7 protein-coding genes are annotated in these 15182 nt (G+C 40.6%); all 7 read right to left on the minus strand.

What is annotated here, in order from left to right; translation table 11 throughout:
- Positions 1-5647 (minus strand): MBG domain-containing protein (locus tag IEV15_RS13430; protein ID WP_188363054.1); only part of this gene is annotated, 5647 nt, incomplete at its 3' end.
- Positions 5648-6149: 502 nt separating this feature from the next.
- Positions 6150-6791, minus strand: coding sequence for an outer membrane beta-barrel protein (locus IEV15_RS13435; RefSeq protein WP_188363055.1), 642 nt, complete (start codon positions 6789-6791; stop codon positions 6150-6152).
- Positions 6792-7347: 556 nt separating this feature from the next.
- Positions 7348-8022: an SRPBCC family protein gene (locus IEV15_RS13440; RefSeq protein ID WP_188363056.1), complete on the minus strand. Its 675-nt coding sequence runs from the start codon at positions 8020-8022 to the stop codon at positions 7348-7350.
- A gap of 397 nt (positions 8023-8419) precedes the next feature.
- Positions 8420-9040, minus strand: a complete 621-nt coding sequence (locus tag IEV15_RS13445) for an SET domain-containing protein (RefSeq protein ID WP_188363057.1) — start codon at positions 9038-9040, stop codon at positions 8420-8422.
- 447 nt (positions 9041-9487) lie between these two features.
- Positions 9488-10861: an exonuclease domain-containing protein gene (locus IEV15_RS13450; protein ID WP_188363058.1), complete on the minus strand. Its 1374-nt coding sequence runs from the start codon at positions 10859-10861 to the stop codon at positions 9488-9490.
- Positions 10862-13921, minus strand: a complete 3060-nt coding sequence (locus tag IEV15_RS13455) for a DNA polymerase III subunit alpha (protein ID WP_188363059.1) — start codon at positions 13919-13921, stop codon at positions 10862-10864.
- Positions 13921-15135 carry a DNA polymerase IV gene (gene dinB / locus IEV15_RS13460; RefSeq protein WP_188363060.1) on the minus strand — a complete coding sequence of 405 codons (1215 nt, stop codon included), beginning with the start codon at positions 15133-15135 and terminating at the stop codon, positions 13921-13923. The genes IEV15_RS13455 and dinB overlap by 1 nt, the downstream gene beginning before the upstream one ends.
- Between the last annotated feature and the right edge of the window lie 47 nt (positions 15136-15182).

Genomic DNA, 15182 nt, shown 5'->3' on the forward strand with positions numbered 1-15182 from the left:
CTACCTCACGTTCAGCACCCGTAGATAAATTCTTAACAAAGAAAGTATAACCCGTGATATTGGTACCCGCAGGTAATGGTGATAAACGGAAATCGCCACGTAAAGTTTGATTGATACTGGTTAAAGTGGCACCACAATTATCATTACGCAAACGCGATAAAACAATCGCACAACCATCATAAATATCCGTATTACAATCTTGTGAGATATTATCATAACAAATCACAGGAGCTCCGGGGTAAATGGAAGCGTCGTTGTCGTTGCAGTCGCCGCCACCTAATAAATCTTCTGCCTTTTTATAGGTAGCACCCGGTGAGTCACAACTTACAACAGCTTCGCCAGTGTAGTAATTGTCGTTATCAACATCTACATACCAAGTCGATTGAGCAGTCACCATTAAAGTAGCAGTATTATTTTCAGTTAAGTTTACTGTAGTACCCGCTATGATAGTAAAATCATCGTCCATTCTGGCAACCGATAACACTGTTATGCTAGTGCCATTCAAAGAAAATGCAAGAGGTAATGCAAAAGAAGCTGTACCGCCCGGAGACGCTGATAATGCTATCGTTGTGGCTTCACCACCATTCAATTGATAAGTCAAAGCTGTAGTCTCTTGAGCCAATAAACCCGTTACGTTGAAAGTAGCCGTTTGACCATCACAAACAGATGCTGCTTGAGCAATGCTGCCGAACGTGGCAGGAGCTGATAAAGTGATAACCGTAATAGGGTTGGAATTTACGGAAACACTTGTTGGAGCAACCGCTCGAACACGATAGTAATAGGTTGTTGCTTCTAACAATCCGGTTACAGGATAAGTTGTTACATCATCAACATTCAAATCATTATAATCTACAAGTAATGAAGGTGTTAAAATTGAACTACTTGTAAAACTAAGATTATCTATTGCAGGTCTTGCACTGGCATTATTGTCTATTCGAATTATATAGTCCCCTGAAATATTCAAATTGCCGGCACTGAAAGTAGAGACATTCGTGTTATAAGGCTGTGTGCCTACAGGAGTTGAGTTTACAAATCCGGGACCGTGTAATACAGTGACAGATAGCTCACCACCTGAACCTGTAAATGCTTGTTTCACATCAAAAGAAATTGCATTAAGCCCTCCCGAAATAGGATTCGATATTAAGTAAGCATCTGCTTCATTTCGCAAAGTAATTGCCGGATTTCCTGAAAATACTACTTCATCTGTTCTGGATTTGTAGGCTGTCCATGTTATCTCTCCTACTCCTGTCCAACTACGAGTAGTATACGTCGAAGCCGTACCTCCTCCCACATTGTCAAAAGTCTCAGTTGTTGTACTACCGGGAACGGACATCGCAAAATTTTCGTTGGTACTTACATCCAAACGGTAGGATGTTGCACCAACTACCGGTTCCCAATTCGCAACAAACGAACTAACTGTTTCGCCTGAAGCCGGCAAGGCGTTTGGTGCTGCTAAATTATTAGTAGTGAAACTCAATTGAGCACCATATACTAAACCGGTAGCATCTTGAGCGAAAGCTTGGTAGTAATACAGCGTATTAGCAGTCAATCCAGTAACAGCAGTTCCAAAAGGCACTTCCGTACTGTTAGTCATATCAGAAGAAAGGCTATAGGAAACACCGGAGGTAATCACGGCACTACAACCTGCTGTTGTACTACCCGATAAAGTCGCACCATCTGACGTAATAGCGGTTGCTTCGGTAGTTGTTACCAGAACCGGCGTATTAACACCAAAACCGGTAATCTCAAATTCATATTCCGGTGTAATTCCTGCACCACTAATCGCTACAGTAGCACTAAATGCCCCTGTTTGCGTTGGTGTAAAACGCACCCATACTTCTTGATTGGTTAATGTAGCACCTGCATTAGGCACTACCAAGGGGTTGCTATACACGCCGTCTGATGACAACGAAAATGTCAATTCAGCTGCTGCAGAAGCTACATTCAAGTTGGATGATTCTAAATAGTTACCATCAAAAACAAACGAAGTGATAGCACTATTTGAAGACCCTGTAGTACATACTTCTTCAAAAGAAGGTGCATCACCTACCAAAGTCGCATTCGGTAAATTAGATAACGTGGTAAAGGTAACTACTTCACCGTATGTTGTTCCTTGTTCGTTTGTAGCAAAAGCTCGGTACGAATAGGTAGTATTGATAGTTAAGTCGGTTGCTGTAGCAAGTGAAAACGGACCCACCTCAGCAGTTGGAGCCACTAAAGTAGTTACAAAATCAGCTCCCAAAACCGGAGTTGGCTGTACACCGGTTTCCGCATACACGATACCGCGTTGGGAAACGGCTGTATCACCTGAAGCAGTAACCGTACCACTCAAAGTAGCCGAAGTCAACGTAATATCAGTGGCCATAGCATCAGATATTACGGCCGGTGCATAAGCAATTACTGTGGGTTCCGAAGCGGGACTTTCACAACCATTGGCATCGGTGGTTATTACCGTATATGAACCTGAGGTAGTAGCCGTTATCGTCGCTGTAGTCGCTGTAGTCGACCATACAAAATCAGTTCCTCCTGTGGCAGTTAATTCTTGTGGTGTTCCTGCCGGTAGTACAATTGTACCAGTAGGTTCAATTATAGCCGTTGGTAAATCGTTAACGAAAACTTGACGTTGTCCGCTAGCCCAAGCTCCTGCACAACCGTTGGGAGTCACATAACTTGCAAAAGTAGCCGATGCGGTTAAAGCCTCAGGAGTAAAATTAGTTCCCGTACCCACTAAAGTCCATTCTGCCGGAATAGTCGAACCGGTTGGTGCAGTTGTAGTACCATCAAATTGGTACCAAGAATACGCATACGAACCGGTACTTCCTGTAGCCGCAGTAACTTGTAAAGCACTTGGCGTAGTTCCGGAACAAATAGTTTCTGTTGCGGCTGTTATGCCACAGCTATTTGCCGGTGTGGCACTGTTACGAGGTGTAGGTGTTCCAGTTACAAAATCAACAGAATTCGAATTAGTATCCGTACAACCCGCATTCAAACGAATAACGGCTGTAGTGTTACTTGGTGCAGACGTTGGGCCGGCTCCTTCATAACCATTTGCAGCTCCGTACCCGACAAAATCAATTATACCATTCCCATTTCCTGAGCTTATTGAGCCTGAAAGTGGCGTTGTGTTATTTACTAATGCAACTTTACCGGATGCTGCACCCATTGGAATTGTACCTACTGCATCAGAACTTGGTAATGGTGATCCATTAGATCCACCAGCTTGGTAAACTAAATAATAACCTCCAGCTGGTATCAAGCCTGTTAAATTAGTTACATTCCAAGCAGTTCCTGAAGCACTAGTATGCTGGACAGACCAACCATCTAATGATATAGCTGTTGTTGATTGATTAAACAATTCAATAAAATCGCGGTTAAATGGAGCACCACTATTACCACCACCACCATACACTTGACTAATAACCACTTGTGCATCTGGTAATGGCGTAACTATACCTGCTACACTACCAGGCACTAAAGCTGAAGCCACCATAACATTGGTTGGGTCTGATGAAGGACTCGTACAACCGTTGGCATCCGTAACAACTACCGTATAAGCACTGGTTGAATTAACATCAATACTCTGTGTAGTTGCCCCTGTAGACCATAAATAGGTACTACCCGCACTCGCCGTTAAAGTAACCATCTCCCCAAAACAAAGGTCAGTACTACCCGAAGGGGTAATCGTTGGTGTTGACGGTGTAGGATTAACGACTACCGTCACAGGAGCGGATACCGCACTGTCACAACCTTCGATGGTAGTAACCACAGAATAGTCTCCCGGAGTAGTCACTATAATCGAAGCTGTTGTGGCTCCGTTAGACCAATTGTACGTTTGAGCCGGACTCGCTTGTAAAAGCACCGATCCACCTGCACAAAAAGTGGTAGGCCCTGCCGGTGTGATAGTAGCGGTTGGTGTCGTAAAGATAGTTATTGCTACCGTAGTAGACGCTAACGATTGGGTAGTATTGGTTTGACCGCACCCATTATCTGCTGCATACCCCACTACAAAATAATAACGCGTTCCTACAGCAGTAGCATCCGTTGCCGGAGCATAAGTGGATGACGTTGCCCCTGCAACTAAAGTAGCTCCGGCAACGGTATTGGAATCCGTAGTATTATAATACCACTGGTATTGGTAACTTGGTGTTCCCTGAGCCCCTGCATCTAAAATAGAAGCAGTGATAACACTCGATGGAGCACCTTGACAATATGCTTGCGGCTCAGTAGGACTTATGCCGGTGGATAGCGGACATAAAGGAGCGGATGCTGAAGTAATCGTCAATGTTCCGTTTACATAATCAAAAGTATAATTGGTTGCCTCACCACCACTTGCTACAATAGGATAACTCCCTGCAGTTGCGATATCGGCCGTTGGACTGTCAGCCGTTGGCACAACAGTTAAATCATTTTCATCTTCCTCATTTACAAAACCGGTATAACTTACCGTGTAAGGGGGTAGCGTCGTATCTTCAACGGTTGTTTTATCATCAGCGGTTACGGTGAGTAGAGCTGGTGTAACAGTAACTGAACCGGCAACCGGCGTAAAGCTATAATTAGCTGCTGTTAAACTAGAAGTTACAGGTGTAATAGTCAATCCGGCCGTTCCTGCTCCGGAAGTAGCTACATAAGTTGTTGTATAAGAAACACTACCTCCTAAAACCGCGGCGGTATCGCCATTGACAAAACCGGTGGGTGAAAAATTACCCTCTGCAAGAACCGTAACAGCTGATGTTCCGTACGAAACTGATTGATTTCCTGCTGTTATGTTTAGTGGTGCTTTTGACACTTCATTTCCGGAGGCAGAAGTGGTTATATTTACAGAAGTAGCTCCTGTACTGGATAAAATGACTGATTGGGTATTATAAGTACCTGCTGATGCAATTGCACTTAATCGCACCAAAAAAGAAATGCCTCCTGCATTAGCTTCTGAAGCGGTATAGCTGGCAGTTGTACCATAAGACACAACATCATTTCGTGAAACTTCAAAGCCTGATGGGGCTGTTGCTACTAAACTGTTTGTTAAATTAGAACCGGACACAACAAAAGATTGCGAATTGGATGCTGTTCCATAGATGGTTGCAAATTCTTCCGATGAAGTAACACCTCCATTAATAGTTGACTGAGGAGCAGAAATAGTTGCATTAAAATCATCAATATAGATTGTTGCAGCTGTACGGTAAATTTGAATTTTATTTACGAGGGGATTATTAACTAAAATCGTTCGCAAAGTTTTTGTCGTACTTATAGTAAATGGTGACCCAGGGGCGGGTGACCAAGAAAGTCCATTATCAGTTGAAATATTAACTTGATATGCTCCTGATATAGTTGAAGAAGTCACATAAAATGAAATAGTTCCTACTCCACCTGTTAAAGTTGGTGTAATTATTTGAGAAGCTGTTGCACTTCTTAATTGAGCTGATCTTGTTCCACTTTGCACACCAGTCGTCCCTGAAATAACATCTTTAATTTGCCATGAGCCTGAGACAAGTGTGTAACTTGTAAGTACAGAATTATATGAAGTTGGTAATCCTGTTTCAAAACTCTCAAAAATTTGAGCATTTGATGCAATAGGTATTAGCAAGAAAATAGGTAATAGCCTAAAAATCTTTTTGAAATTTTGCATTCTGAAAAGTATTTTATTTTCCATAATTAAATATTAAATTGAAAGCAAAAATATCGATAAAAACGCTAGAAAATAGGACAAAACTTTACGTAATTGTTAACATTATATGAACAAGTCACTAGTCGAGTAAAAGCGTCGTTTGTCGATAAAAATCGAACTGCATTAACGATAATACTTACAATAAAAATTATTGAAAATATATGGATACTAAGCAAAATGTATTTTTATTGTGTTAAAAATATAATTTCCTAGCTTGTAGATGTGCACTACTTAAATTAAAATCTTTGAGAATTTCATTAACCCCTTAAAATGTGAATAAAAAAATATGTCTTTTTTTTACATAATCTTACAATTTGTCAGTAGTTGATGATTTTAAGAGAAGAATTAAAATCGATTAGCAAACCATGATAACCACAATGAAATTTGGATAAGCCTCCCGGAAGGCATAGTTGAACATACAGCAAAGAGATTAAACCATCACTTATAAAAATTCGACAAATTCCAACTCCGTCACCAAATTCTTTAACTAATACCAATCCGCGTGCATTCGTTCCTCACCTAAATAAATAATCAATCCCACAGAAAACGTGTAATGACCTCCATTGCGGTAGGCAACTGTAGGTGGGTCAAATGGAATACCATCAAAAGAAAAGTGTTGTTTTATGGTATGCGTATAAGACAGTGTAATCGGTAAAGCTAATTTGTCAGACAATTTGAACATAGGGGTCAAACCAATAAGTATATTACCGTTATGTTCTCTGGAGTCATTAAATAACGAACGGGCAAAACTAACACCCAATCCTCCATGAGCATACAAACCCATAAGTTCATTAGTGGCATAAGGCAATCCCAATTGGCGTCCCAAGTTATAGTACGCTTGGGCATCCATTCGGAAAAAACTAGTCCCTAAATCGGCCGATTCGGAAAAACGGTCAAAAGCCAATTGGCCTTTAACCCCCCAGTCCTGATTGAACATATAACGGGCTCCCAAAGCAATGTGCGTCACCGATACAAAACTTTTATCGGACACTTCAGAAACAATTCGAGTAGGGATACTAACACCATAACCCCCTTCTAAAGAGAACTGGTTGTAAGGCGTGTATCTGGGTTGTGCGAGCATAGCCTGGCTACACAAGTAACACAATAGTAGGTATATTATAGATCTCATGGCGGGGCAAATTTACAATCTTTAAAATAAAAAGTGCAACACTCTTGTTATTTTTTTGTGAAATTTATCACAAAAAACACCTAATTGTTGATGAGAAAACTTAGCCGATTGCCACTACTAGTAGCTGAACAGTATCACAATCTTTATCTTAAAAATATATTTCGCTTCTTTTTTAAACTACCGGGAAGCAAAAAAATTGTGCCAACCTATTAGGAATGAATAAAAAAATACCTAATGTTAGGAATCAGTTTATTACACACTGCTCATCTAGTACAGTTTGTCGTTCCAAAAGAGAATGATCTTATAATCAAAGTCACTCAAGCATAGCACGCCACGTGTGACTGTGATTATAAGAAAACTATCTAGCAAAAGACACAGAGCCGCCAATTCTTTGCGACTTCGCGTCCAGAAAAAATTTATTAATTACCCTCAGTTCCTGCGTGAACATTTGACTATTTCTGCAAAACCTCCATAAATTTTTAAAACCCAAGTAACCGGATTAAAATCCGGCCCTACAAAATCGGTCGAGCCTACGGCTCTGTTATGTGGATCTGAATCACTTCTGCAGCACCTCCATAAAATCCTTAAAATTTGTCACATCCTCTCGAATCAACTTCTCAAAATAAGGCGTCAAAAATTTAGCAGCAACCGCTCCTACAGCACCCATCGGAGCCTCATAAGAAATCGTAATATCCAATTCCGTACTTTGCCCGTTCGCTTTAAACAGCACCTTTCCCGAATTAGTGACACCCGAATCCGGAAGCGACTGCCAGCTCAGCATTTTTTCCTTTTCCTCTTTTGCAATGGCGGCTTTCCAAGTGAGCGTACCAATACCCGCCGGACCTTTTGCCGTCCATTCCGAAAGGGTTGGATTTATCGTTTTAACCGATTCCAAATGCTTCATAAATCGGGGTAAATTTTCAAGATTACGCCAAAAAGCATACACGTCGGCAACCGGTTTGTTGACCACCGTCTGTAAATGAATGGTCACATCAGTGCCTTTTTCATTTTTAAGATGGTCCACCGCATCATAAACGGGACAATAGCCTGAAACACCTCGCAAAAGAATAGCTGTTCCTATGGTGATTTTACCCCAGCATTTTTCTTTTTGCGTTCCTTTATACAGGAGATAGGCACCCAAGGTGACCATCGCGATACGCTCTGCTTGCGATACGTTCGTTTTACCTACAGAAGCAGGTAAGTGTCTTGCAATTGATTCTTGTACATTCATAATTTCGATTTTTTTTTATTAATTTATTTTATTTGTAATTCAATTTGGTGGTTTTTTTAACCACATAGAGCCATAGATTTTCATAGCTAGTAAGACGCTTCGCTCAATTAAAGAGACACCTAGCTATGCGAAACCAAGCATTGGTTCTATGTCCTTTTTCCTATGTACCTATGTGGTTAAATTTTTTGTTGTTCTTGCTTTAACCACATAGAAACATAGTTTTCCATAGCTTTCCGCACAATTAAAGTAACACCTAGCTATGCGAATCCAAGCATTGGTTCTATGTCCTTTTTCCTATGTACCTATGTGGTTAAATTTTTTGTTGTTCTTGCTTTAACCACATAGAAACATAGTTTTTTTCATAGCAGTAAGACGTTTCGCTCAATTAAAGTGATACCTAGCTATGCGAAGAAGGTTCACTGGTGTTTGGAATGATCGGCTTGTAATAACATTCCAACAGCGACCTTAATTGCTCGGGCCGATGTACGGCGGATACAAACTCATTCCATACCTCCGTAGGAATGAATTGTTGTAAGGGTTGTGCCACTTCTAAAACTGCAGGCACATTTTCTTTAATCAAAGCGTCCCATTCTTTATAAAACGTGAGAAGATCATCGGGGTAAACCGATTTTCTGATGGCATTTTCATCCATAACCTCCAACGGCTGTGCGACGTTCAGATAACCATAATCGTCGGTGAGCTCTTCACCGGGATAAATGGTTCGGATTGCAATTTCAAAATCATAAGGCGTGCTAAAACAACTCGGTGTAAAACTATGATTGACAAATTTGCCGTTATCCCAACACAATACTTTCTCTCCTTTTTTATTGGTGAACGAGTACGTTTCCAAAAAGCATATGATAGCAGGGCTCATCTTTGTCATTTGATCAGCAGTAACTACCTGATCCAATTCATCCTGTACCCAAGTTATGGTGCCTTTTGGGATAAGTTGCGTGGCGACCAAACCATAGCCTTTTTCTTTGCTGATAAAGCGTACTTCGGTGTGCGGATGGATCATAAATCAAAGGATGACCCTACTTCTCGCTTACTAACCGCTCTTCCTTTATTATCTAGTATATGTTCCAACATAAAAGTTTTTTTTAAGTGACTAAATAGGGTACGCAAACCCAATAAAAACAGCAAAACGCTCCCAATGAATCGATTAGTACAAATATAGCCCCGTGCTTTTGAGATGCATTGCATTTTACGTGGGTATCGTTGTATGATTTACGGGTGTAGAAAGAGTTTGGAGTTTGGAGTAGGGAGTTTGGAGTAGGGAGTTTAGAGTTTGGAGTATGGAGTATGGAGTATGGAGTACGGAGTATAGAAAATAGTAGATGTACCAACGTGCTTGTCACCCCCTATTTTTGTCACCTCCCAATTTTTGTCATCCAAGGGATGTCGAAGACGAAATTTTATCCGGCCCGGGCGGAAGGAATCTCCTACCCAGCAGTCAGCCACACTGCTAGTTTATCATCCTGCCGAAAATCTTCCCCGGATATTTCTTCGCATACCCATAAAGCAACTGCGTGATATAACTATTGCTTTTATACTGCGTCACATACCCTTTTACGTCAGCTAATTCGGTTACTCCCACCTCAGCACTGATATATCCCATGCCGTAAAAGTGCCCTTTTTCCACCCAAATACAGCTTCGCTCTTCGTTCGTGCGACCTTTGTCAATAATAGCAAAAGTGGGTCGGTTACTGACTAAAAATTCCAAAGCATTTTCAATTTGGGCATTGTGCGTTTCTAAATCCGGTAAATCAGTAGTGCTGAATTTGGAATGCACCTCGCCATCATTAATCGCACCGTAATTACAAAAACGCTGATCGATTTCAAACTGAGTTGCCAATTTCCGAAGTATGTTGATGCCATCATATAGACTGTTGAAGGATTCAATACAGGAATGAAATTTAGGTAATTTGCCAACGGCTAAATAACAGTAACCGTTGCGGGCTTCGTAGCTATACAATCCAAACTTAGGTTCAAAACGCTTAAGGGCCTTGTTGTACATAGGCCATAATTTCTTTATTTCAGTACATTCCAAAACCAACGCCATTAACTCTGTAGCACAAACTTCAAACGAAATACTATAAATATCCCGCATAAAATGTTGTCTTTGCGGCGAAATAGTGTGCCCACTAAAATGCGAAGCCACCCGTTTTTTAATATTGACCGCCTTACCCACATAAATCACTTTCCCCTCAGAGTTATAGAAATAATAAATCCCCGGATTTTCAGGTAATTCTTCAAAGTCGGTTGGTGGTAAATTGGGTGGTAATCGCTGGTCTACCGCCGTCTTCTTTATCATTTTTGAAATTTCACCTTCACTATCCCAGGCTACTAATTGTGAAAATAATATCGCCGTAGCATCAGCATCACCTCCGGCACGGTGTGCATTAAGTAACGGAATGTCGAGCGAATAACAAAGTTTACCCAAGCTATACGAAGGCAACCCGGGTTTTATTTTTCGTGCCGCTCGTACCGTACACAATTTCTTAGCCGTCCACTTAAACCCGGCTTCTTCCAGTTGATGGCGAACAAACGAATAGTCGAAGTTGACGTTATGAGCCACAAAAATTCGATCCGTGAGTAGTTCTAAAATCGTTTCTGAAATGGCATCAAAAATAGGTGCCTCTTTGACCATGTCATTATCTATACCGGTCAAAGCAAAAATAGCAGGCGGAATATGTTGTTGCGGATTTACCAATGATTCCCAACTTTCAATGACACTGACACCATCGTGAATTCGAATGGCAATTTCTGTAATGCGACTGCCACCGGCATAACCACCGGTGGTTTCGATATCAACTATGGCAAATTCTTGTCTTTTCATTTAGTTTTGCGTCATCTTTTGCCGTGGCAAATTAATCTCATGTTCCTGTGGATACGGTGCTCGGTGCGTCATACTCACATCTTCGCGAATTTGTTGCTGTGTTTGGAAACGTTTTTCATCCGTAGCGGAATAACGGGGATCAGGAATAAATGGCCTTTTTTCCATTTTTGAAATGGTAATAGTAGGAAAATGATAATCCACCTCCACTTGACCGAGCAACAAATAACATCCTCCTCCTTTAAAAGGATACTTTTGAAGGCAATCAGCAAAATGTGCCGTATCAAAAAATTCGCCTTCCGCATCGATCCAAGTGCCAAAATACATATCGCCTCGTTTGGTTGGAACTTGTTTTCGGGAAATTAAATACGCCAACATCCGAACGGTTTTCTTGTGGTGCTTGGTCAAATCCCTTGCCATTACGTCCCCACGATAGTTAGTCTGTAATAAATTAAAAGGCGTGACCGAAACCGGAAAATCCAACAGTTCAATTTCATCAAACGCATCTTCAAAAGGAGAACGTTCTGTAACCGGTAATTTATATTCTTTCACCGGTTCTTGTAATAACGTCAGGTGACGGTGCTCCGGTTTAAAGTTGATGAGAATCAATCGTGCCAGAATGAGCAGTTCATTTTTCGGTTTTCCCGTAAATCGAAAGGCTCCAATAAAAATCAAGATTTGAATGCCTTCAATACCAATGGGAACCCGATTGATAAAATCTTCTAAGGAGGCATACTTCCCGTTTTCTTGTCGTTCAGTTACCAAGAGTTCGGCTGTTTTTACATCCAAGCTTTTTAAATGCTGAAAACCTAAATACACATTTTTTCCATACACCGTGGTTTGATAGGCACTTGTATTAATACAAGGGTTATGGATTTTGGCACCGGACATTCGTGCTTCATGCACATACACTTCCGTTCTGTAAAAACCTCCAAAATTATTAATAACAGCGGTCATAAACTCAATAGGATAATAAGTTTTCAAATACAAACTCTGATAACTTTCCACCGCATACGACGCCGAATGGGCTTTGCAAAAGGAATAACCTGCAAACGATTCTATTTGGCGATAAATCTCCTGACTCAACTGTTCGGGATGCCCTTGTTTTTTACAGGAAGCAAAGAAGTTGTCTTTTACTTTTTGTAAAGCGGCTTTAGAACGTCCTTTTCCACTCATCGCACGACGAAGGATATCACCATCAGCTGCGGGAAGTCCACCATAATGCAAGGCAATTTTGATTACATCTTCTTGATACACCATAATGCCATAGGTTTCACCTAATTGTTCTTTAAACACCTCATGAAAGTAGTCAAAACGATCAGGATAATTGTGCCTAAAAATATACTCTTTCATCATCCCCGATTGGGCAACTCCCGGTCGGATAATGGAGGAAGCAGCCACCAGTACTTTATAAGTATCACATTTTAATCGTCTTAGTAAACCTCGCATGGCCGGACTTTCAATGTAAAAACAGCCAATGGTTTTGCCTTCACTCAATAGTTGATTACAGATTTTCTCATCTTTGGATAACGAAGTGTCACGGATATCTACTTCAATGCCTTGATTTTGCTTAATCAGTTTCACCGTATCGTCAATATGTCCAATGCCACGCTGACTTAAAATATCAAATTTATCAAACCCGATGTCTTCGGCTACATGCATATCAAACTGCACGATGGGATAGCCTTTGGGAGGCATTTCCAATGCTGTAAAATTGGTTATCGGTTCTTCTGAAATAAGAATACCACAGGAATGCATACTGCGTTGGTTGGGATATTTTTCAAGTAACATACCGTAATCTTGCACCATTTTTACCACTTCATTTTTATGATGGGCTTTCATGGGGTTTTTGGCTAATTCATCCAACTCTTCTTTCGGTAAACCAAATACCTTCCCTACTTCACGGAAAATGGAACGGTACTTAAATTCTACATTCGTCCCACAAAAAGCCACATGATCTGCACCATATTTTGTAAAAATGTAGTCTAAGATAGTATCCCTTTCCCGCCACGACCAGTCAATATCAAAATCAGGAGGTGATTTTCGATTCACATTCAAAAAACGCTCAAAGTATAAGTCGAGTTCCAACGGACAAATGTTGGTAATATCCAAACAATAAGCAATGATGCTGTTGGCACCACTCCCACGCCCGATGTGCAAAAACCCTTTACTGATACTGTATCGCACAATATCCCAAGTGATGAGAAAATAACCGCTAAATTCCAATTCATTGATGACTTTCAATTCCTTTTCTACTCTGGCTTTGGCTTCGGGATTATTTGACCCATACCGCCGAATCATCCCTTCATAGGCTAGTTTAGTCAATAAGGCACTATCGTCTTTTTGATTGGTCGTGTAATGTTTCTTATTTTTTGGTGTATTAAAATCATAGTCAAAATGACAAGCTTCAAGGATAGATTTTGTGTTTTCTATAATTTGCGGATAATCACTATACTTTTCAATGAGTTTTTCTAAAGGAAGCATCACCTGTGAAACATTACAGTAATCAGTTGCCGTCAGTTTTGAACCCAAGACATTCAGGTCAATGGCTCGAAGTATTTTATGCAGATTAAATTCTTTTTTGGTCCGATACGTCACCGTTTGCAAAATCACCATTTTATCCATCTTGCGTTTCCAAACATAATTATACAACTTGGGTAGTTGCTCCGGTGCTATGCCAATAAATTCATTGTCATTCAACGATTCCGGGATGTTATCAAACGGATATAGGATAATCGTATTTTCAAAATTAGGTGCTTTGTTAGGAAGCGGTGTATTTTCAAAATTGTGTTTAGTCAATAAACGGTTCATTTCGGCTATACCTTTTCTATTCTTGGCTAAACCAATGTAAAGTTGCTGACCTTCGTTGCGAAAGTCAATACCAACCAAGGGTTTAATATTCACAGCTTTGCACGCTTTATAAAAATCGTAAATACCCGTAACGGTATTAATATCGGTCAATGCCATAGCCGTCACACCAAACAATACTGCCTGTTCCACTAAATCCTGTAGCGGAATCGTGCCGTAACGTAGCGAATGAAAGGAATGGCAATTGAGATACATTATTCAGGGTTTATGGAGTTAGGTACTACTGATTGACTTCTGGGATTGCTAACGATATTTCCTGCTTTGGAGGTGATGTTTCTTCCGCCACAACGTGTTACAGCATCATAGCCAAAACGGTTTTTAATTTTATCCATCGCCTGATACAAGGCAATCATTTCCTCGGTGTCTTCAAACATATTGATTTGATAAGTACCACGAACCAAACCGGCAAACGATACCCCAACCAACCGAATTCGCATACGTCGGTTGTAAAGTTTGTTGAACAATTCAAGAGCTATTTTACTTAAAATATGATCGCACGAAGTATAGGCTATCTTTCGTTGCAAATTCTCCGTATCAAAATTGGCATAACGTATTTTAATCACTAATGTCGAAACCAACCATTGTTCCTTACGAGCCTGATACGCCAATTTTTCCACCATACCCAAAATCAACGATTCCACTTTTTTAATGTCAATCGTATCTTGCAAATAAGTATGCTCCGTCGAAAGTGATTTTCTTTCTCGGTAAGGTTCCACCGGTGCATTGTCAATGCCATTGGCTTTCTTCCAGATTTCCAATCCGTTTTTGCCAATCATACTTTGCAACACTTCCGCAGGCGTTTCCGCTAATTTTTCTATGTTTCTAATCCCCAATCTCGAAAGCAAATTAAATGTCACTTCTCCCAACATCGGAATTTTACGGATGGATAACGGATTCAAAAACGGCTTGACCATGCTTTCCGAAATTTCCAAATTGCCTTTGGGTTTGCCTTCTCCTGTAGCAATTTTAGAGACGGTTTTGTTGACCGATAAAGCAAAACTGATGGGTAATCCGGTTTCTTTAGTGATGGTTTGGGTTAATTCATTGGTCCATTTATAGCAACCGTAGAATTTATCCATTCCTGTAATGTCTAGGTAAAATTCATCAATGCTTGCTTTTTCAACCAATGGGGAATGCTCTTCAATAATTTGGGTAACCTCATGCGATTTTTTGGAAAACAATTCCATATCCCCTTTGACAATTTTGGCTTGCGGACACAATTGCATCGCCATTCGAATAGGCATAGCAGAACGCACCCCAAAATACCTTGCTTCATACGAACAAGATGCCACCACACCCCTTTCGCCACCGCCTACAATTAGAGGAATTCCATTCAATTGTGGGTTCTCTAATCGGACGCAAGAGACAAAAAAAGTGTCTAAGTCCATATGTACAATCGCTCGTGACATAGTGTTCTAAATTTTTGGAATTGAAATTAGTTTACAAAATTAGGACG

Source organism: Flavobacterium orientale (assembly GCF_014638005.1).
GTDB lineage: Bacteria > Bacteroidota > Bacteroidia > Flavobacteriales > Flavobacteriaceae > Flavobacterium > Flavobacterium orientale.